Here is a 19,197-nt window from a genome sequence, read left to right on the forward strand (position 1 = left end):
CTCGACATAGTGGAGGCCGGTCCGCTCCGCCGGCTCGGTCAGCCAGCGCGCGGCCGTCTTGCCGAGATCCTCCGGCGCAACCATCGGGATCCTGAGCCCGGCCGGCAGCATGCTCGGCAGGATGCCGTTCCCGCGCACAGCCGCCAGCGACGACGCCCAGTTGCTCATATAGTAGCTGGCGCGCTGGATCGTGGCCGGGATCGGCTGCGCCTTCAGCCCCTGTTCGAGCTCGTACAGCACGGTGAGGTCGCCGACACGCTCGCCCGGCCTCGCGCCATAGGTCGATTCGGCCACCACTTTCTCCAGGCCGGAGCCGTCGAGCGCCGCCAGGATGCAGCGCACCGTCTCGCGCTCCTCGATATCCGTATCGGTCGAGACATCCGCCGGCGGGTTGAGCAGGAGGGCGCGCCTGCCCCGGCGGAACACGGCCCGCAAGCGCTCTACGTCATGCACGTCCGCGACCGCCGCCCCGGCGCCGCGCCGCTCCCAGCTCTCGGCCTGGGCGGCGCTGCGGGTGACGATGGTGACCGGCTGCCCCTGGTCGAGGAGAGCCTGCGCCGCGGCCGAGCCGACACGGCCGGTGCCGCCGAGGATGATGAACATGCATCGCTCCCGTGTCGTTCATCGGAGGGACAGGCGATCCGGCCGTCCGGTTCCGTCAGGCGCGTTCCGCCGCAGCCTGCTGCAGCGCCGCGACGGTCTCGCGCAGGCCGCGGGCCAGCGGCTTGTCGCGGCGCAGCACCAGCCCGAGCCCGCGGTGCAGTCGAGGCGACAGCGGATGGACGGCCAGGCCCGGCGCCTGCCGCACCGCCATCGAGGGCAGGATGGCGCAGCCGAGGCCGGCGCCGACCAACTCCTTGATAGCCTCGACGCTGCCCAGCTCCATCACCGGCTTCAGGCTGATCCCGGCGCGGGCGAACCAGTCGTCGACGATGCGCCGGGTGTGGCCGCCCGGCTCATACGCCACCACCGGCCGGCCGACCAGCGAGGCCGGGGTCACGGCCGCCGGCAGGTCGTCGGCCTCGGCCGGGGCGACGGCGACGAACTCCTCCTGCATCAGCGGCGTCACGGCGAAGGCGCGGCCCGGCGCCGGCAGGGTGACCAGCCCGAGATCGAGCGCGTTCTCCTCGAGCAAACGCAGGATGCCGGCGGTGTTGCCGGTCGAGACCACGATCTCGAGCGACGGCAGCCGGCGGCGCAGCGCCCGCAGCACCGGCGGCAGCAGGTAGATGCAGGCGGTCGAGCCGGTGCCGAGCCGCACCCGCCCGGCCGCGCCGCCGGCATGCTCCGCCATCGCCTCGACCGCGGCCGCGACCTCGGCCTCGATCCGCCCGGCATGGAGCAGCAGATCCCGCCCGGCCGCGGTCGGCGTCGCCCGCCGCCCGACCCGCTCGACCAGCCGGATTCCGAGCCGGGCCTCGAGCTGCCGGATCTGCAGGCTGACTGCCGGCTGGGTCAGATTCAGCCGGGCCGCGGCGCCGGAGAAGCTGCTGGCCCGGATCACCTCGGCAAAGGTGCGAAGCTGGTCGAGGCTGAGCCCGCGCATCCCAAAGAATTCCTTATGCTCTGCATTGGATATCGAAATTTCCCTTATCCATCACGAAAGCGCAATCTCGACCCGTCCCCACGACGGCCTTGCCCGATGCCTTGCCCCCTGATGTCCGAGATGCTGCACTGGCTATCCGCCTCGCCGCAGTCCCGCCGCCGCCAGCTGGAGCTGCTGCGCGGACTCGACGACCGGCGCCTGGCCGATCTCGGAATCCGCCGCGGCGAGGCGCTGCGCGGACGCCGCGACCCAGACCGAAAGACTGAAGCGACCATGCTGCCCGACCGTCCCCTCGCCTCCCCGATCATCGTCCGCGACGCGGCGGAGGCGGACCTGCCTGCGGTGCAGGCGATCTATGCCCGCCACGTGCTGCACGGCCTGGCCAGCTTCGAGGAGGTGCCGCCGGAGACGGCGGAGCTGGCGGCCCGGCGGGCGGCGGTGCTGGCCCAGGGCCTGCCCTATCTGGCGGCCGAGATCGAGGGCCGGCTGGTCGGCTACGCCTATGCCGGCGCCTACCGGCCGCGCCCGGCCTATCGCCATACCATCGAGGATTCGGTCTATGTCGCTGACGGCCAGGCCGGCCGCGGCATTGGCCGGGCGCTGCTGGCCGGGCTGATCGAGCGTTGCGAGGCCGGCCCCTGGCGGCAGATGGTGGCGGTGATCGGCGACAGCAGCAACACCGCCTCGATCGCGCTGCACGAGGCGCTCGGCTTCAGCCGGGTCGGCACCTTCCGGTCGATCGGCTTCAAGTTCGGCCGCTGGGTCGACACCGTGCTGATGCAGCGGGCGCTCGGCCCGGGGGATGCCGCTCCACCCGCGCCGTGGCCGGGCGCGTGATCCGCCGCGGCACCGTCCTCGGCCTCGGCCTGGCGCAGCTGGTCAGCTGGGGCACCACTTACTACCTGATCGGCGGCTTCGGCCCGCGGATCATCGCCGAGACCGGCTGGAGCCACACCCTGGTGCATGGCGGCTTCTCCGCCGCGCTCTTGGTGATGGGGTTGTCCTCGGCCTGGGTCGGACGGCTGATCGACCGGCGCGGCGGCCGCTTCGTGATGACGGCGGGATCGGTGCTGTCGGCGCTGGGCTGCGCCAGCCTCGCTTTGGCCCGCGACCCGATTTCCTACTATGCCGCCTGGCTGGTGCTGGGGCTGGCGATGCGCTGCACGCTGTACGACGCCGCCTTCGCCGCGCTGGCGCGGATCGGCGGGGCGGAGGCGCGCAAGCCGATGGCGCAGATCACGCTGCTGGGCGGCCTGGCCTCCACCGCCTTCTGGCCGATCGGCGAGCAGCTGGCCGCCGCCTTCGGCTGGCGGAACGCGGTCTTCGCCTACGCCGGCTTCGCCCTGCTGACCATCCCGCTGCATCTGGCCCTGCCCGCCGGCCGCAGCGGCGAGCGCGTCCGGAGCGCGGCGCCGGCGCCCTCGCCCGGGACCCGGCGGGAGCCCTGGATCGCCGGCGCGCTCTATGCCCTGATCGTGACCCTGACCAATGCGCTGAATGCCGGCATGTCGGCGCATATGATCGGCATCCTGGCCGGGCTGGGCCTGGCGGCGCCGGTCGCGGTCTGGATCGCGACGTTGCGCGGCATCGGCCAGTCCGGCGCCCGGCTGGCGGAGGTGCTGTTCGGCGGCGGGCTGTCGCCGCCGGCGCTGACCCTGGCGGCCTCGGCCGTGCTGCCGGTCTGCTTCCTGGCCGGGCTGTGGAGCGGCGTGGTCCCGGCGGCGGCGATCGCCTTCGCCTTCCTGTACGGCGCCGGCAACGGCCTGTTGACCATCACCCGCGGCACGCTGCCCCTGGTGCTGTTCGATCCGCGCCGCTACGGCGCGATCGCCGGAAGGCTGCTGGTGCCGGGCTTCCTGTGCTCGGCCGCGGCGCCGATCGCCTATGCCGCGGTGATCGAAAGGCTGGGCGAGGCCGCGGCGCTGTGGCTCTCGGCCGCGCTGGCCGTCATCACCCTGGGCGCCGCGGCGGCACTGTGCGCGGTGGTCCGGACCGGGCGGGCGGCGCCCGCGTCAGGCCCTTAGAGCGGACTGAATTCGGGCAGGGCTCGCAGAATGCCTCTCCCGCCAGCGCTATCGGATTCACGCATCGATGAGCGGTATCGGACGGTTGGCATACGAAAAGATTGCCTCTCCCGCTTGCGGGAGAGGTCGGAGACGCGAAGCGGCTCCGGGTGAGGGGATTTCGTCGAGGCCGGGACCAGCCCTCACCCGGCCGTCCTGCGGACGTCCGACCTCTCCCGCCAGGCGGGAGAGGCAATCCGTTTGGACGCTCGCCGCCGGTGTCGTCGATCGATATGTGAATACCGCAGCCCACGAGCGGGAGAGGCAACACCTTACCGCCTTGAATCCGTCGGCATGACCTAGCCTGACCTCAGGCCGAATTGGCCCAGTAGGATTCGCGGCGGTCGACCACAAGGTCGCCGCGCCCGCTGTGGCCGGCATCCTTGCGGCCGCCCTTGACGTGATCCATGAAGCGGCCGAGGCGCGAGTTGATCAGCACGTGCTTGGCCCGCGCGCCGATACCCTCGGCGATGTCGTAGGAGCGGTGGCCGCCCTGCTCGATCTGGCGGCGCACCACGTCGAACAGGTAGGCGTCGTGGAACTCGTACTCCCGGAACAACTCGTCCTCGGTGTACAGCCGCTCGAACGCCGCCAGCATCTGCTGCGTCGCCGGGTGGCGCAGATTGTAGGCGATGAAGCCGCATTCGGTGTAGGTCGGCCGCTGCAGATGGCCGACGAAGCAGTCCGGCGGGACGAAGCTTTCCAGCTCCTGCCGGGTCGGCCCGGCGAAGAACAGGCTGTCGGCGTCGACCCAGATCAGCACGTCGCTGTCGCAGGTCTTGGCGGCGTGGAAGATGGCGAAGGCCTTATGGGCGAAGCGCACCGCGTCCCAGCGGAAGCCGGCGCCCCAGTTGCGCTCGCCCAGCTTGATGCGGTTCTTGTAGGGGTTGCGCGACAGGCGGAAGCGATAGCGCTGGGTCTGGCCATGCGCCAGCGGGTTGTCGGCGTGCCGGCGCTTGAACGCCATCAGATCCGGGCAGCTCCTGACCAGGTCGCGCACGGTGACCCGGTCGCTCCGCACCTCGGGCACGAAGTTCTCGCGATAGAGGATCAGAGGGATGTCGTCCGGCCAGTGCCGATCGAAGGTCTCGATCATGCGGCGGCCGTATTCGGCATAGCCGTCGGCGTGGCAGGTGGTGACGACTGAGAAGGTCCGCATGGGCTGCTGACTCGGATGACGCAAGGGCGTCATCATCTGGGGATTGCGCTGGGTCTTGAGGCTCGAAACGCACAGGGACCTACAGCGTTCCCGAGCCTTTGCGGTGAGGACACCATAACCGGCGAGGCGGGGGCAGCGAAATTACCGTTTCGTAACCGAAAATTTCCCGGCGGCGGCCGTTTCGCGGGGCACGGCAGCACTACGACGCCGGTCCGGAGGGCCTCGCCCTGCGCGCATTTGTCACGACGGAGTCGAGCAGGCCGGGGAACGTCTCGTCCAGGTCGTCGCGCCGCAGCGAGATGAAGCGTTGCGTCCCGACGATCCGCGTCCGGGTCACCCCGGCCTCGCGCAGCTTGGCGTAGTGGTAGGACAAGGCGGTCTTGGTGGCACCATCGCCGAAGCTGCTGCAGGAGACCTCGCCCACCTCCGACAGCGTGGCGACGATGCCCAGCCGGGTCGGGTCGCTGAGCGCGGCGAGGATGGTGACGAGGTCGAGCTGGTCGCGATCGGGCTGGAACGGCGGGCGCATGCGCCAGATCTAGTCGATCCGCCGCGACGTTTCAATGTTCAACGAATTTTGAACAAGCTGCTTGACGGCCAATCGGCCGGCGCTGATATAGTTCAAATATCATTGAACAATGGACATGGTCGATGCCCGCCTCCCTGGTCTGGCTCGCGATCGGCGCTTTCGCCATCGGCACCGAAGGCCTGATGATCGCCGGCCTGCTGCCCGCGATCGCCGCGGATTTCCACAGCTCCGTCGCCACCGCCGGGCAGCTGATCACGATCTTCGCCCTCGCCTATGCCGTCGGCTCGCCGATCCTGTCGGCGCTGTGCGGCGGCCTCGACCGGCGCCGGCTGCTGATGGCCGCCCTCCTCGCCTTCGCCCTGGCCAATCTGCTGGCGGCGCTGACCGAGAGCCTGTGGCAGCTGGTCGCCGCCCGGGTGCTGCTGGCGCTCAGCGCCGGGCTGTTCATGCCGACCGCCTATGCCGTGGCGGCGTCGCTGGTGCCGCCCGAGCGTCGCGGCCGGGCCATCGCCGCCGTGACCAGCGGCATGACCATCGCCACCGCGCTGGGGGTGCCGCTCGGCGCCTGGATCGGCAACCACGCCGACTGGCGGTCGACCTTCCTGATCGTCGCCGGCCTCAGCCTGGCCGGGGTGGCGGGCTTGCGCTTCGGCCTGCCGGCCAGGCTGCCGCTCGGGGCCTCCACCCTGGCCGAGCGGCTGACCGTGGCCCGCCGGCCGGCGGTGCTGCAGGCGCTGACCGTGACCTTCTTCTGGATCGCGGCCGCGTTCGTCCTCTACACCTTCATCGCGCCCTATCTGGAACGCGCGGCCGGCATCGGCCCGGACGGCGTCACCGTCATGCTGTTCCTGTTCGGCATCGGCTCCGCGGCCGGCAACACCCTCGGCGGCCAGCTGACCGACAAGATCGGCCCGGCCCGGCTGCAGCTCGGCGCCCTCGCGGTCCTGACCCTGGCCCTGGCCGGCCTGTCCGCCGTCACCGCCCTGCCGAGCGGGCAGGCGCTGATCGCCATCGTACCGCTGATGCTGGTCTGGAGCATCGCCGGCTGGGCCTTCCACCCGGCGCAGACGACGCGGCTGATCCGGCTGGCGCCGGAGGTCGGGATGATCGCGGCGTCGCTCAATTCCTCGGCGCTGTATGCCGGCATCGCCTTCGGCTCGGCGCTCGGGGCGGCGACGCTGGAGCGGGGCGGCGTCACCGCGCTCGGCTGGGTCGGCGCGCTGTCCGCCGCGATCGCCCTGGCCCTGCTGGCAGCGACGGCGCGGAGCCGGGCGGCGAGTGCGCAGCCGGCTTAGCCGCCAGGACCGATCGTCGCCTCCCAGGAAACAATCCTGTGCCGGATCGGCGGGTTATCCCGCGCCGTCCCGAGGGCTACCTTTCAGCCGCAGCACTGGCTGCCAGCCCAAAGGGAATGCATCCGATGACGAAGGTCCTGGTCCTCTACTACAGCTCCTACGGCCATATCGAGACCATGGCGACGGCCGTTGCCGAAGGCGTCCGCGAGGCCGGCGGCGAGGCCACCATCAAGCGCGTGCCCGAGCTGGTGCCGGAAGAGGTCGCCCGCTCTTCGCACTTCAAGCTCGACCAGGCGGCGCCGGTCGCCACGATCGACGAGCTGGCCGATTACCACGCCGTGATCTTCGGCGTGCCGACCCGCTTCGGCATGATGGCGGCGCAGATGCGGAACTTCCTCGACCAGGCCGGCGGGCTGTGGATGAAGGGCACCCTGATCGGCAAGGTCGGCAGCGTCTTCGCCTCGAGCGCGACCCAGCATGGCGGCCAGGAGGCGACGATCCTGAGCTTCCACACCTTCCTGCTGCACCAGGGCATGGTGGTGGTCGGCCTGCCCTATTCCTTCCAGGGCCAGATGACGCTGGACGAGATCACCGGCGGGTCGCCCTACGGCGCCACCACCATCGCCGGCGGCCAAGGCCAGCGCCAGCCGAGCGCCAACGAGCTCGCCGGCGCCCGCTTCCAGGGCGCCCATGTGACGAAGATCGCCTCGAAGCTCGCCGGCTGAAGGCGACAGGATGCTTACATATTGCCTCTCCCGCCTGGCGGGAGAGGTCGGGCGTCCGCAGGACGACCGGGTGAGGGCTGGCCCCGGCCTCGACGAACTCCCCTCACCCGGAGCCGCTTCGCGTCTCCGACCTCTCCCGCAAGCGGGAGAGGCAATCGGACTGCGTTGTCTTCGCTAGCGATACGCTGACGGCATGATAGAGCCGCCGGGCCCCGCCCCGGCGGCCGAAGGAGAAGACGATGGGCCTGCTAATCGAGGGCCGCTGGGCCGACCAGTGGTACGACACCAAATCGACCGGCGGGCGCTTCGTGCGGCAGGACAGCGCCTTCCGCAACACAGTGACGGCCGATGGCAGCTCCGGCTTCAAGGCCGAGCCCGGGCGCTACCACCTCTATGTCTGCTACGCCTGCCCCTGGGCGCACCGCACCCTGATCGTACGGGCGCTGAAAGGGCTGGAGGGCGTGATCTCGGTCGATGTGGTCGACCCGTTCATGGGCGCCCAGGGCTGGACCTTCGCCGACATCCGCACCGGCGTGCGGTCGCCCGGCGCCACCGGCGACCGGGTCAACGGCCGCGCCGCCCTGCACGAGGTCTACGCCATGGCCAAGCCGGACTACACCGGCCGGGTCACCGTGCCGGTGCTGTGGGACAAGGAGACCCGCAGCATCGTCAACAACGAATCGGCCGAGATCATCCGGATGCTGAATTCGGCGTTCGATGAATTCGCCGATCGCTCGGTCGATCTATCGCCGGCGGCGCTGCTGCCCGAGATCGACGCGATCAACGCCGAGATCTACGACCGGGTGAACAACGGCGTCTACAAGGCCGGCTTCGCCACCGACCAGGCGGCCTATGAGGAGGCGGTGACCCAGCTGTTCGAGACGCTGGGCCGGCTGGAGGCGCATTTGTCGGCGCATCGCTGGCTGGTCGGCGACCGGCTGACCGAGGCCGACATCCGGCTGTTCACCACGCTGCTGCGCTTCGACCCGGTCTATCACGGCCACTTCAAGTGCAACCTGCGGCCGCTGCACGAATACCCGGCGCTGTGGGGCTTCACCCGCGAGATCGCGCAGCTGCCGGGCGTGGCGGCGACGATCGAGATGACGCATATCAAGCGGCATTATTACGAGAGCCACCACACCATCAACCCGACCGGCATCGTGCCGAAGGGCCCGGTGCTGGACCTGACGGCTCCGCATGGACGGGAGCGGCTGCCGGAGGCGTGCTGAGCAGCCTCCGCTTCGCCTCGGGTCAACCTTCCCCGGCCAGGAACCGCAGGATCGCCTCAGCCACCGCGTTCGGGGCCTCGCGCTGGGGGAAATGGCCGATGCCGGGCAGCACGGCACGCTCGTAGCGGTCGCGGAAGAACGTCTCCTTCCCAGCCGAGGTCGAGGGGTCGTTGCACGGGTCGGAGCCGCCATGGAGGACCAGGGTCGGGACCGCGATCTCCGGGCTGTCGGCCAGCCGCGCCTCGAGGTCCTCGTAGCGCGGGTCGCGCGGCGCCAGGCCCCAGCGCACGCGGTAGGAGTGCAGCACCACCTCGGCCCAGTCCGGATTGTCGAAGGCCGTGGCGGTTTCCTCGAACTCCTCGTCCGACAACTCCCAATCCGGGGTCCAGTTTGACCAGATGTGGCGGGTGAAGCCGCGGCGGTCGTCGCGCACCAGATCGGCGCCGCGGTCGAGCGCCATGTACCAGTGGTACCAGTAGTTCTGGACCTGGGTCAGCTCGAGCGGCTGGTCCGGCGCGTTGGTGCCCCAGCCGACCGACATGGCGATGCAGTGCGACACCCGCTCCGGCGCCAGGGCGCTGGCGATATAGGCGGCGCGGGCGCCCCAGTCATGCCCCACAACGGCGAAGCGGCCGAGGCCGAGCGCATCGGCGAAGTCGAGCACGTCCTGCCCCAGCGCCGCGAGCTGGCCCGAGCGCATGGTGTCGGCATCGCGAAAGGCAGTGCCGCCGAAGCCGCGGAGATTCGGCACCAGGGTGCGGAACCCGACCTCGTGCAGCACCGGCAGGACCCGGTCCCAGGTGCGGAGATGATCCGGCCAACCGTGCAGCAGCACCAGCGGCGGGCCGTCGCCCGGCCCCGAATCCTCATAGGCGACGCGCAGCAACTCGGTGTCGACGGACAACGCGGGCCGGGTCACGGCTTTCTCCCTCACTCCTTCACGGCGCCGGTCATGCTGGAGACGTAGTGCTCGACGAAGAAGGAATAGAGCAGCACCACGGGCAGCGAGCCCAGCAGGGCGCCGGCCATCAAAGCGCCCCACTGGTAGGTGTCGCCCTGCACCAGCTCGGTCAAGACCCCGACCGGCACGGTCTTGCGCTCGGAATCCGAGATGAAGGTCAGGGCGTAGATGAACTCGTTCCAGGACAGGGTGAAGGCGAAGATCCCGGCCGAGATCAGCCCGGGCACGGCCAGAGGCAGGGTGATGCGGCGCAGGATCTGCAGCCGCGAGGCGCCGTCGATGATGGCGCATTCCTCCAACTCGAACGGGATCGAGCGGAAATAGCCCATCAGCAGCCAGGTGCAGAACGGCACCAGGAAGGTCGGGTAGGTCAGGATCAGCGCCCATTGGCTGTTCAGCAGGCCGAGCTGGCCGAGCTGGACCGCCAGCGGGATGAACAGGATCGAGGGCGGCACCAGATAGGCCAGGAAGATGGCGAGGCCGACGATGCGCGCCCCGGTGAAGCGCAGCCGCTCGATCGCATAGGCGGCGAGGACCGAGCAGACCAGGGCCAGCACGGTCGACCCGACCGCGATCACCATCGTGTTCCACAGCCAGTTGGGATATGAGGTCTCGAACAGCAGGAACTGGATGTGCCGCAGCGTCGGCTCGGCCACCCAGAGCGGGTTGAAGTCCTTGTAGTTGTACAGCTCGGCGTTCGATTTCACCGAGGTGACCGCCATCCAGTAGAACGGGAACAGCAGCACGAAGACGAACACCGCCAGCGGCAGGTAGACCGTCACCACCCGGCGCGGCAGCCGCTCCAGATAGCCCATGCCGCCTTCATCGGCGATCCCATCGCTCTTGATCGCCATCAGTCGCGCCCTCCCTGCTGCCAGCGCTGCCGCTGCAGGCCGAAATAGCTGAACATCACCGCGGCCAGCAGGAACGGGATCATCGCCGAGGCGATCGCCGCCCCCTCCCCCAGCTGGCCGCCGGGAATGGCGCGCTGGAACGACAGCGTTGCCATCAGATGGGTGGCGTTCAGCGGGCCGCCACGGGTCAGCACATAGATCAGCTGGAAGTCGGTGAAGGTGAACAGCACCGAGAAGGTCATCACCACGGCGATGATCGGCGACAGCATCGGCAGGGTGATCCAGCGGAAGCGCTGCCAGTTGCTGGCGCCGTCCAGCACCGCGGCCTCGTACAGCGATTGCGGGATGGTCTGCAGCCCGGCCAGCAGGGTGATGGCGACGAAGGGGATGCCGCGCCAGATGTTGGCGGCGATCACCGAGGCCCGGGCATTGGCGACGTCGCCCAGGAAGTTGATCGGCGTGTCGATCAGCCCGATCTTGATCAGCGCCCAGGAGATCACCGAGAACTGGGCGTCGAAGATCCACCAGAAGGCGATGCCGGACAGCACCGTCGGCACCACCCAGGGCAGCAGCACGATGGCGCGCAGAAAGGCCTTGAACGGCAAATGCCGGTTCAGCAGCAGCGCCAGCCACAGGCCGAGCACGAATTTGAAGATGCTGGCGACGGTGGTGTAGAGGATGGTGTTGAACACCGACAGCCAGAAGATCGGGTCCTCGTAGAGGAACTCGTAGTTCTCGGCCCCGATCCAGATGCCGGGCCGGCCGAGCCGCGTGTCGGTGAAGCCGAGATAGACGCCGAGGCCGAGCGGATAGGTCAGGAACAAGAGCAGGATCACCGCGGCCGGCAGCAGGAAGGCCAGCCCCAGCGCGTTGCGGCTTTCCATCATCCGCGCCATCCACGACGCGGTCGGGGGCGGCGATCTTCGCTGGGCGATCGTCGACATCTGTCCTCCACTCATGCGGCTGCGTTCCGCGGCGCTATCGGCGCGGGACCGCCGGGTCCAGTCCTTTGACGGTGTCGAGCCCGACCGCGCCCGTCAGGATCGCCTGGCCGAAATCCGCCCCGGTGGCGTCGGCATCGGTGAGATCCGCCCCGGTGAGGTCGGCGCCGGAGAAGTCGGCATGCAGCAGGCTGGCCCCGGTGAAGCGGGCCCCCTGCAGCTTGGCGAAGCGGAACCAGGCGCGCCCGAGATCGGCCCGGGTGAAGATCGCGCCGTCCAGCCTGGTGCCCGAGAAGTCGGCCCGCAGGATCCCCATCGACTGGTTGCGCATGTCGACCCCGAGCTTCGCGTCGGTGAAGTCGGCCCCGCGCAGGTCGAAGCCGCCGAAACGGGCGATCACCCGCGCCCCCACGAACCTGGTGCGGAGGAAGACCGGGGCCTCGGCCGGGTTGGTCTGCATGCCCGAGGCGACGACCAGCCCCTGGACCTTGGCGCCGGACAGGTCGGCATCGGTGAAGTTCGCCCGGATCACCCAGGCGAGGCCGAGATTGGCGCCGGTCAGGTCGGCCCGGGTCAGATTGGCGTCCTCCAGCTTGGCCGCATACAGATCGGCGCCGGCGAATTTCGCCCCCGACAGGTCGAGCCCACTGAGGTCTACCTTCTCCAGCGACTTGCCGGAGAAATCTGCCGGGGAGGCCGGAGAGGCGCGGGACAGCGTCGCGATGACCTGGTCCCGCGTCAGATCGGCGCCCCAGGCCGGCACGGCCAGGGCGGCGAACAGCGCCGCCAGCACGATCCGTGCACCGAACACCATGCCCGACCTCCCCGGCCGACAGCCTACACCCGATAGTACCGCTCGGCCCGCTTCTGGGCGCGGGCGGCGGCTTCCTCCGGCGTGCGCTGGCCGGTGGCGGCCTCGGCGACCATGTTGACGACGATGTAGTCCGCCATCGCCGCCGCCGAGGCGTAGCCCAGCGGGCCGGCATAGCCGTTCGGGCGCAGCCGGGCCGAGGCGCCGGCATAGGCGGCGTGGTTCGGATCCTCCTTCCACACCGGATGGTCGGCATAGCCCTTCAGCGGCTGGCAGCAATAGCCGCTCGACGCCTCCATCCAGGGGAAGAACTGCTCCTTCTCCCACATGAAGCGCAGGTACTCCTTCGCCGCGTTCGGATACTTGGTGTAGTTGAACACCACCGCCGTGCTGGTCTGGCACAGCTCGACCGACTGGCCGACCGGACCGATCGGCAGCTGGACGCAGCGGATGTCCTTGGCCATCTCCTTCAGATTGTCGTCCTTCTTGGCAGCGTAGTAGAGCGACACGCCGTTCGCGGTGACGCTGATCTCGCCGGCCAGGAAGGCCCGGTTGTTGTTGGTGTCGAGCCAGGCCTCGGTGCCGGGGATGAAGGTCTTGTACAGCTCGGCGGCATATTTCAGCCCGGCGATCGTCTCCGGGCTGTTGATGACGACGTTGCCCTGTTCGTCGACCATCTTGCCGCCATGGCTCCACATGATCCAATGGCCGAAATTGTTGCCGTCGCCGACGCCGTTGCCGAGGGTGAAGCCCGGCGGATGGCCGTTCTCCTTCAGCTTGCGGCACAGCGCCAGGAAACCGTCGGTGTCCTTCGGGAACTCGGAGAAGCCGGCTTCCTTGACCCAGCTCTCGCGGTAGCAGATGGCGTTGCCGATCGCCGCCAGCGGCAGGCCGACGAACTTGCCGTCGCGTTGGGCGTAGCCCTGCAGGCCCTCGTACCAGCCGCCGTATTTGTTGCCGAGGTAGTTGGCGAGCTCGGTGACGTCGAGCAGCTTGTCAGGGTACAGCTGGGCGTCGTCGAACCAGACCAGCACGATATCGGGCCCGCTGCCGACATTGGCGGCGACCGCAGCCTTCGGCCGGATGTCCTCCCAGCCCTCGCTGTCGACCCGCACCGGGACGCCGTATTTGTCGCTGAACGCCTTGGTGTTGGCGAGCCACTGGGTCTCGTCGCCCTGCACGAACTTGGCCCAGCGCAGCACCCTGAGGGTCGCGCCCGATTCCGGCGTGTAGGACAGGTCCTGGGCATGGGCCGGGCGGATCAGGCCGCCCGAGCCAATGGCGCCGGCCGCGGCCAGCCCCGCGCCGGTCTTCAGGATGCCGCGCCGCGTGAATTCAGCCATGGTTCCTCTCCCCTCTGTCTTTGCTTGAAAATCGGTGTCTGAAAGCCGCCGCCGTCTAGAGGCGGCGTTCGGTCTCCGCGTCGAACAGGTGGACGCGCCCGACATCGGGCTGCAGCCGGATGGTGTCGCCGGGGCCGAAGCTCTGGCGCTCATTGAACATGGCGCAGATCTCCTGCCCCGCCATGCGGCCATAGACGAAGGTGTCGTCGCCGGTCGGCTCCATCACCTCGACCTCGGCCGGCAGCCCGGCGCCGTCGGCGGCGACGCGCAGATGCGACGGCCGCACGCCGTAGCGCACCCGCCTGCCGGTCTCGACCTTGGCTCCCGCCGGCAGCGGCAGCAGCGTGCCGTCGCCAGCGCGGACGCCGCCATCGGCCACCGTGCCGTCGATGAAGTTCATCGCCGGCGAGCCGATGAAGCCGGCGACGAAGACATTGGCCGGATTGTCGTAGAGATGCAGCGGCGCGCCCGCCTGCTCCACCCGCCCGTCGCGCATCACCACGATCTGGTCGGCCATGGTCATGGCCTCGACCTGGTCATGGGTGACGTAGATCGAGGTGGTCTTCAGGCGCTGGTGCAGCAGCTTGATCTCGGTGCGCATCTGCACCCGCAGCTTGGCGTCCAGATTCGACAAGGGTTCGTCGAACAGGAACACCTGCGGGTCGCGGACGATGGCGCGGCCCATGGCGACGCGCTGGCGCTGGCCGCCGGACAGCTGCCGCGGATAGCGGTCGAGCAGCGCCGACAGGCCGAGGATGCCGGCGGCGTCGCCGACCAGCCGGTCGATCTCGGCCTTGTCGGTCTTGGCCAGCATCAGGGCGAAGGCCATGTTGTCCCGCACCGTCATGTGCGGGTACAGCGCGTAGTTCTGGAACACCATGGCGATGTCCCGCTCCTTCGGCGCGACATCGTTGATGCGGCGCCCGGCGATCGAGATGTCGCCGCCGGTGATCCGCTCCAGCCCCGCGATCATGCGCAGCAGGGTGGACTTGCCGCAGCCGGAGGGGCCGACCAGCGCCACGAATTCGTGGTCGCCGATCTCGATGTCGACGCCATGGATGATCGGAACGGTGCCGAAGCTCTTGGTGACACCACGGATCGAGACCGAGGCCATTCCCCCTCCCTCTGAGCGCTGCCGGAGGCATCCTGGCCGCCGATCGTTGCCGCAGAGGGTAACGGATGACCGGGATCGGTCAAACGGTTTTGGCGGTTTGATCGTACAAATCTGTTACCGGTATCAGCGGGCCATCCAAAACTGTCATGCCCGGGCTTGACCCCGGGCATCCAGAGGCTGTCGACATCTTCTGGATTGCCGGGTCAAGCCCGGCAATGACAGGAAGGGGTTAGTGCCGGCTCGGCAAAAAATCCTCGATATAGTCCTCGACCACGCGGTCGATGCTCTCGTCGATCGGCAGGCCCAGCGCCTTGGCGCGGTCCCAGGAGGCGTCGGTGGCCCAGCCGTCGACGATCGCCTGGATCACCGGGTCCGGCTTGGTCGTGATCGGCCCGAGCTTGATCTGGTACTTCTCGGCCACCCGCTTCACCGACGCGACCATGTCCTCGACCGTGTAGGCGCGGCTGGGCAGGTTGACGGCGCGGTCGTCGCCCAGGGCCGCGGCCGGGGCCTCGTGCAGGCCGATGAAGCTGGCGACGCAGTTGCGGTAGCCGAGCATCGGCAGCTGCGCCCGGGTCACCGGCAGCACGCATTCGACGCCGTTCAAGGGCTCGCGGAACACGCCGGAGCAGAAGCTGGAGGCGGCGGAGTTCGCTTTGCCAGGCCGCACGAAGATGGTCGGCAGCCGGGCCGAGCGGCCGTCGAAGAAGCCCTTGCGGCTGTAGTCGTTGACCAGCAGCTCGCAGATCGTCTTGGTGACGCCGTAGGTGGTCTGGCTGGTCTGCTTGGTGGCGTCGGTGACCAGCTTCGGCATCACCGCGCCGCCGAACACGGCGATCGAGCTGGCGGCGACCAAGCGCTGCGCCCCGCCCGTCCGCGCCCGCAGCGCCTCGAACACGTTCAGCCCGCCGTCGAGATTGACCCGGAGCGCCAGGTCGAAATCCTTCTCGCCGCCGCCCGACAGGATCGAGGCGAGGTGGAACACCGAGATGTCGTCGCGGTCGACCAGGCCGGTCACGGTGGCGCGGTCGGAGATGTCGCCGGTGACGATCGACACCCGGTCGTCGAGGCCGTCCGGCCGCTGGTCCGGCGCCGCCATGTCGAACAGGGTGATCGCGTCGATCGGCTCCTGCTGGCCGGAGATGCCGGTCAGCGTGCCCCGCTTCAGCAGCGCCCGGGCGAGGTTCAGCCCGACGAAACCGAGACCACCGGTGATGACGACCTTCATCCTGCGTTTCCCCTGAACCCGCCGCCGTCGATCGGCGGCCATATTGTACGACTTATATGGTTTAGGCCGCCCCCGCCCCTACGGCAAGAAAAAGGGGCGCCCGACGAGGCGCCCCTGAATGATCGTGGTCCGCGTCAGGCCTTGCCGGCCTGGCCAACCGCGGCGCCGGCGGTCTCGCCAACCGCCTGCTCGGCGGCGGCGATCTCGGCCTGGCGCCGGCGGATCACGTCGCCGATCGGCGGGCCCTGGAAGCGCCGCCGCTCCAGCCCGAACCAGACCAGCGCGGTCAGGACCAGGAAGCCGACCGTGATCCACAGCGCCTTGTCGTTCGGCGGCTGCACGCCGATGGTGAAGATCAGGATCACAGACAGCACGCACAGCAGCGCCACCAGCCGGTAGGCACCGCCCAGCGTCCATGGCCCCATCTGGGTCCAGGTGCGGCCATAGGCGATGGCGCCGAGCGCGATCGGCAGGCCATAGGAGATGAACAGGAAGATCACCGTGACCGACACCACGGTGGTGTAGACCGGCGTATAGACGGTGAAGAGCACGGCCAGGATGGCGCCGGTCCAGATCGCGGCGACCGGGGTGCGGAAGGTCGGGCTGACCTTGCGCAGCGAGGCCGAGGCCGGCAAGCCGCCGTCGCGGGCGAAGGCGAAGATCATCCGCGACACCGAGGTCACCGTGGCCAGTCCGCACAGGTACTGGCTGATCGCGATGCCGATGTAGAGCACGAGCTTCAGCCCGGCCGGCAGCACCGCGTCGGAGGTCCAGAAGAACACGTTCCAGCCCTGTGCCGCGGCCTCGTCCATGTTCGGGATCGCCAGCACGAAGGCGACCAGCATGGCGTAGCCGAACACCGCGGACAGCACCACTGACCGCACCATCGACCGCGGCACGTTGTAGGAGGCCCGCACCGTCTCCTCGGAGGTGTGGGCCGAGGCGTCGAAGCCGGTGATGGTGTAGATCGGCAGCAGGAGGCCGAGCAGGAACACCATCAGCAGGCTGCTGTGCTGTGGCCAGACGTCGCCGCCGGCGGGCCCGCTGTAGTTGGTGAAGGTCCACAGCCGCGAGATGTCGATCGCCGGCGCATAGGCCAGGAAGGCGATGGTCAGGGCGATCGCGACCAGGAAGATCAGGTAGCCGCTGAGATCGGTCAGCAGGGTGGTGACCCGGATGCCGAGATGGTTCAAGAGCGCCTGGCTGCCGGTCAGCAGCGCCAGGAAGATCACCTGGTGCCAGAACGTACCTTCGAGGCCGAGCTGGGCGCCGAAGGCGCCGACCACGAACAGGAAGGTGCCGACATTGATCGCGCCGAGCACGGTGATCAGGCCGAGCAGGTTGAGCCAGGCGGTGAGCCAGCCGAGCGCCCTGCCGCCGAGGATCGACCCCCAATGGTAGAGGCCGCCGGCCGTGGGATAGGCCGAGGCGATCTGGCCCATGCCGAGAGCGAAGACCAGGGAGACCAGGCAGCCGAGCGGCCAACCGATGCCGATCGCGGCGCCGCCGACGCCGCCGATCGCCTGCCCCAGCGAATTGATGCCGCCGGACAGGATGCAGATGATGGAGAAGGAGATAGCGAAGTTGGAGAAGCCGTTCATCCGCCGCAGCAGCTCCTGGGCATAGCCCATGCCGTGCAGGATCTTCACGTCCTCCGCGATGTCGTGCTCGCCTCCCGAACGATGACCGTCCTGGGACATGATGTGCACCCCCTGTTTGCCGATTCCGGACTGCTTCTCGGGTCGCTCCTCACACCGCGAAACGGGCAAGATCCCACACGGGCCGGCCCGGATTCGGCATAAACTGTCTCACCGAACCACACGCCCGGCAAGCATGTCGGGGTGACGGGCGGTCCGGCAGCGGGCGGCGAACCGGCATCTCTTGCCGCCGCTTCGCTCGGCATGCTCTGAATAGATCCGCACCGACCCGCCGGAGAAACCAGGCGGCGGGCGACAGGAAACGGGAGACTTCGATCCGATGGCGCAACCCACATCCCGGGCCGCGGCCCCCCGCGCGGCCGCAGCCGCCCCTCGCTTCACCGCCGACGACGCCCGCAAGCTGGTCCAGGAGGGCGGCTACAACCACGTCAAGGTGGCGCTGACCGATGTCGACGGCATCCTGCGCGGCAAATACATGTCGCGGGAGAAGTTCTTCTCGTCGTTGGAGAAGGGCTTCGCCTTCTGCGACGTGATCGTCGGCTGGGACAGCCACGACCAGCTCTACGACAACGCCCGCTACACCGGCTGGCACACCGCCTATCCGGACGCGCCGGTGCGCGTCCTGCCGGAGACGATGCGCCGCCTGCCCTTCGAGAACGACCTGCCCTTCTTCCTATGCGAGCTGGCCGACCAGGCCGAGGCGGTGTGCCCGCGCGCGCTGCTGCGCCGGATGCTGGACAAGGCCGCCGACATGGGCTTTGGCCTGAAGGCGGCGTTCGAATACGAGTTCTTCCTGTTCGACGAGACGCCGCATTCGGTGCGCGAGAAGCACTACCGCAACCTGACCAACCTGACGCCGGGCTTCTTCGGCTATTCGGTGCTGCGCAACACGGTGTGGTCGGACCTGTATCACGAGCTGCTCGGCACCATGCAGGCGCTGGACTGCGAGATCGAGGGGCTGCACACCGAGACCGGCCCGGGCGTGCTGGAGGCGGCGATCGCGGTCGATGACGGCCTGGCCGCAGCCGACAAGGCGACGATCTTCCGCACCTTCACCAAGGTGATCGCCCAGCGCAACAACCTGATGGCCACCTTCATGTCGAAGTGGTCGAACGAGGTGCCGGGGCAGAGCGGCCACATCCACATGTCGCTGGTCGACGGCAAGGGCAAGCCGATCTTCCACGACCCCAAGGACCCGCACGGGATGAGTGCTGTCATGCGCCATTTCGTGGCCGGCCAGCAGGCGCTGATGCCGGAGTTCCTGGCGATGATCGCGCAGACGGTGAACGCCTATTCCCGGCTGATCCCGGGCTTCTGGGCGCCGACCTCGGCGACCTGGGGGGTGGAGAACCGGACCACGGCGCTGCGTGTGATCCAGGGCGGGCCGAAGAGCCAGCGGGTCGAGTTCCGCATCGCCGCCGCCGACGCCAACCCCTATATCGTCCTCGCCGCGGCGCTGGGCGCCGGCCTCTGGGGCATTGAGCAGAAGCTGGAGCTGGGCGCGCCGGTCAAGGGCAACGCCTACGCCAAGACCTTCCCGCGCAAGTCGGAGCTGCCGCGCACGCTGTGGGACGCGGCCCAGCGGCTGCGCGGGTCGAAGACCGCGCGCGGCCTGTTCGGCGACGACTGGGTGGAGCATTTCGCCGCGACCCGCGAATGGGAGGAGCGCGAATTCCGCAAGCACATCACCGATTGGGAGCTGGCACGGTACTTCGAGATCATTTGAGACCGTTGGTTGGGT

18 protein-coding genes are annotated in these 19,197 nt (G+C 69.1%); 6 read left to right on the forward strand and 12 right to left on the reverse strand.

The genetic code is table 11. The annotated features are described in order from the left end of the window. Together FFK22_RS15570 and FFK22_RS15575 are read right to left on the reverse strand one after the other, a co-directional pair. Positions 1-603: NAD(P)H-binding protein (locus FFK22_RS15570; RefSeq protein ID WP_143956824.1), on the reverse strand; the 603-nt coding region annotated here is incomplete at its 3' end. Between the two features lie 55 nt (positions 604-658). Then, a complete protein-coding gene (locus tag FFK22_RS15575; RefSeq protein ID WP_138892841.1) occupies positions 659-1,546 on the reverse strand; it encodes a LysR family transcriptional regulator in 888 nt (295 codons plus the stop codon). A gap of 120 nt (positions 1,547-1,666) precedes the next feature. Between FFK22_RS15575 and FFK22_RS15580 the strand changes: the two genes are divergently transcribed. Both FFK22_RS15580 and FFK22_RS15585 read left to right on the forward strand, forming a co-directional pair. Beyond that, on the forward strand, positions 1,667-2,383 hold the full coding sequence (locus FFK22_RS15580) for a GNAT family N-acetyltransferase (protein ID WP_138892840.1): 717 nt from the start codon (positions 1,667-1,669) through the stop codon (positions 2,381-2,383). Next, entirely contained in the window at positions 2,368-3,570 is a 1,203-nt protein-coding gene (locus tag FFK22_RS15585; protein ID WP_306770116.1) for an MFS transporter, read from the forward strand. Before FFK22_RS15580 ends, FFK22_RS15585 begins: the two co-directional genes overlap by 16 nt. A 349-nt stretch (positions 3,571-3,919) precedes the next feature. Here FFK22_RS15585 and FFK22_RS15590 read toward each other — a convergent pair whose 3' ends face one another. Together FFK22_RS15590 and FFK22_RS15595 are read right to left on the reverse strand one after the other, a co-directional pair. Then, positions 3,920-4,768 (reverse strand): hypothetical protein, encoded by an 849-nt coding sequence (locus FFK22_RS15590; protein ID WP_138893606.1) that lies wholly within the window; start codon positions 4,766-4,768, stop codon positions 3,920-3,922. A gap of 199 nt (positions 4,769-4,967) precedes the next feature. After that, positions 4,968-5,297, reverse strand: a complete 330-nt coding sequence (locus tag FFK22_RS15595) for a helix-turn-helix transcriptional regulator (protein ID WP_138893605.1) — start codon at positions 5,295-5,297, stop codon at positions 4,968-4,970. 122 nt (positions 5,298-5,419) lie between these two features. On the opposite strand from FFK22_RS15595, the gene FFK22_RS15600 reads away from it, so the two are divergent. The 3 genes from FFK22_RS15600 to FFK22_RS15610 all read left to right on the forward strand — a co-directional run bounded on the left by FFK22_RS15600 (position 5,420) and on the right by FFK22_RS15610 (position 8,546). Then, positions 5,420-6,592 (forward strand): MFS transporter, encoded by a 1,173-nt coding sequence (locus tag FFK22_RS15600; protein ID WP_138893604.1) that lies wholly within the window; start codon positions 5,420-5,422, stop codon positions 6,590-6,592. 125 nt (positions 6,593-6,717) lie between these two features. Further along, positions 6,718-7,317 (forward strand): NAD(P)H:quinone oxidoreductase, encoded by a 600-nt coding sequence (gene wrbA, locus FFK22_RS15605; protein ID WP_138893603.1) that lies wholly within the window; start codon positions 6,718-6,720, stop codon positions 7,315-7,317. A 239-nt stretch (positions 7,318-7,556) separates the two neighbouring features. Beyond that, positions 7,557-8,546 (forward strand): glutathione S-transferase family protein, encoded by a 990-nt coding sequence (locus FFK22_RS15610; RefSeq protein WP_138891929.1) that lies wholly within the window; start codon positions 7,557-7,559, stop codon positions 8,544-8,546. 22 nt (positions 8,547-8,568) lie between these two features. Here FFK22_RS15610 and FFK22_RS15615 read toward each other — a convergent pair whose 3' ends face one another. The 8 genes from FFK22_RS15615 to FFK22_RS15650 form a co-directional block, all read right to left on the reverse strand. Then, positions 8,569-9,465, reverse strand: a complete 897-nt coding sequence (locus tag FFK22_RS15615; protein ID WP_138891928.1) for an alpha/beta fold hydrolase — start codon at positions 9,463-9,465, stop codon at positions 8,569-8,571. Between the two features lie 11 nt (positions 9,466-9,476). Further along, on the reverse strand, positions 9,477-10,361 hold the full coding sequence (locus FFK22_RS15620) for a carbohydrate ABC transporter permease (RefSeq protein WP_138891927.1): 885 nt from the start codon (positions 10,359-10,361) through the stop codon (positions 9,477-9,479). Beyond that, complete coding sequence (locus FFK22_RS15625; protein WP_138891926.1) at positions 10,361-11,305, reverse strand: carbohydrate ABC transporter permease; 945 nt, start codon at positions 11,303-11,305, stop codon at positions 10,361-10,363. The genes FFK22_RS15620 and FFK22_RS15625 overlap by 1 nt, the downstream gene beginning before the upstream one ends. 34 nt (positions 11,306-11,339) lie before the next feature. Next, positions 11,340-12,116 (reverse strand): pentapeptide repeat-containing protein, encoded by a 777-nt coding sequence (locus tag FFK22_RS15630; RefSeq protein WP_138891925.1) that lies wholly within the window; start codon positions 12,114-12,116, stop codon positions 11,340-11,342. Between the two features lie 23 nt (positions 12,117-12,139). Beyond that, a complete protein-coding gene (locus FFK22_RS15635) occupies positions 12,140-13,456 on the reverse strand; it encodes an ABC transporter substrate-binding protein (RefSeq protein ID WP_138891924.1) in 1,317 nt (438 codons plus the stop codon). Positions 13,457-13,511: 55 nt separating this feature from the next. After that, the gene (locus FFK22_RS15640) at positions 13,512-14,570 is read right to left on the reverse strand and encodes an ABC transporter ATP-binding protein (protein ID WP_138891923.1); all 1,059 of its coding nucleotides are present in this window, start codon (positions 14,568-14,570) and stop codon (positions 13,512-13,514) included. A 229-nt stretch (positions 14,571-14,799) separates the two neighbouring features. Further along, entirely contained in the window at positions 14,800-15,798 is a 999-nt protein-coding gene (gene denD, locus FFK22_RS15645; RefSeq protein WP_138891922.1) for a D-erythronate dehydrogenase, read from the reverse strand. 134 nt (positions 15,799-15,932) lie between these two features. After that, positions 15,933-17,498, reverse strand: coding sequence for an amino acid permease (locus FFK22_RS15650; protein ID WP_138891921.1), 1,566 nt, complete (start codon positions 17,496-17,498; stop codon positions 15,933-15,935). Between the two features lie 277 nt (positions 17,499-17,775). On the opposite strand from FFK22_RS15650, the gene FFK22_RS15655 reads away from it, so the two are divergent. Next, positions 17,776-19,182 (forward strand): glutamine synthetase family protein, encoded by a 1,407-nt coding sequence (locus FFK22_RS15655; RefSeq protein WP_138891920.1) that lies wholly within the window; start codon positions 17,776-17,778, stop codon positions 19,180-19,182. The last annotated feature ends 15 nt before the right edge of the window (positions 19,183-19,197 follow it).

The sequence above is a fragment of the Mycobacterium sp. KBS0706 genome (assembly GCF_005938675.2).
GTDB lineage: Bacteria > Pseudomonadota > Alphaproteobacteria > DSM-16000 > Inquilinaceae > Inquilinus.

Excerpts from the sequence above, each read along its gene's own strand:
- FFK22_RS15635 (WP_138891924.1), bottom strand. The coding sequence starts at position 13,456 with ATGGCTGAATTCACGCGGCGCGGCATCCTGAAGACCGGCGCGGGGCTG.
- FFK22_RS15640 (WP_138891923.1), bottom strand. The coding sequence starts at position 14,570 with ATGGCCTCGGTCTCGATCCGTGGTGTCACCAAGAGCTTCGGCACCGTT.
- FFK22_RS15590 (WP_138893606.1), bottom strand. The coding sequence starts at position 4,768 with ATGCGGACCTTCTCAGTCGTCACCACCTGCCACGCCGACGGCTATGCC.
- denD (WP_138891922.1), bottom strand. The coding sequence starts at position 15,798 with ATGAAGGTCGTCATCACCGGTGGTCTCGGTTTCGTCGGGCTGAACCTC.
- FFK22_RS15650 (WP_138891921.1), bottom strand. The coding sequence starts at position 17,498 with ATGTCCCAGGACGGTCATCGTTCGGGAGGCGAGCACGACATCGCGGAG.
- FFK22_RS15655 (WP_138891920.1), top strand. The coding sequence starts at position 17,776 with ATGGCGCAACCCACATCCCGGGCCGCGGCCCCCCGCGCGGCCGCAGCC.
- FFK22_RS15610 (WP_138891929.1), top strand. The coding sequence starts at position 7,557 with ATGGGCCTGCTAATCGAGGGCCGCTGGGCCGACCAGTGGTACGACACC.
- wrbA (WP_138893603.1), top strand. The coding sequence starts at position 6,718 with ATGACGAAGGTCCTGGTCCTCTACTACAGCTCCTACGGCCATATCGAG.
- FFK22_RS15620 (WP_138891927.1), bottom strand. The coding sequence starts at position 10,361 with ATGGCGATCAAGAGCGATGGGATCGCCGATGAAGGCGGCATGGGCTAT.
- FFK22_RS15580 (WP_138892840.1), top strand. The coding sequence starts at position 1,667 with ATGCTGCACTGGCTATCCGCCTCGCCGCAGTCCCGCCGCCGCCAGCTG.
- FFK22_RS15595 (WP_138893605.1), bottom strand. The coding sequence starts at position 5,297 with ATGCGCCCGCCGTTCCAGCCCGATCGCGACCAGCTCGACCTCGTCACC.
- FFK22_RS15630 (WP_138891925.1), bottom strand. The coding sequence starts at position 12,116 with ATGGTGTTCGGTGCACGGATCGTGCTGGCGGCGCTGTTCGCCGCCCTG.
- FFK22_RS15575 (WP_138892841.1), bottom strand. The coding sequence starts at position 1,546 with ATGCGCGGGCTCAGCCTCGACCAGCTTCGCACCTTTGCCGAGGTGATC.
- FFK22_RS15625 (WP_138891926.1), bottom strand. The coding sequence starts at position 11,305 with ATGTCGACGATCGCCCAGCGAAGATCGCCGCCCCCGACCGCGTCGTGG.
- FFK22_RS15600 (WP_138893604.1), top strand. The coding sequence starts at position 5,420 with ATGCCCGCCTCCCTGGTCTGGCTCGCGATCGGCGCTTTCGCCATCGGC.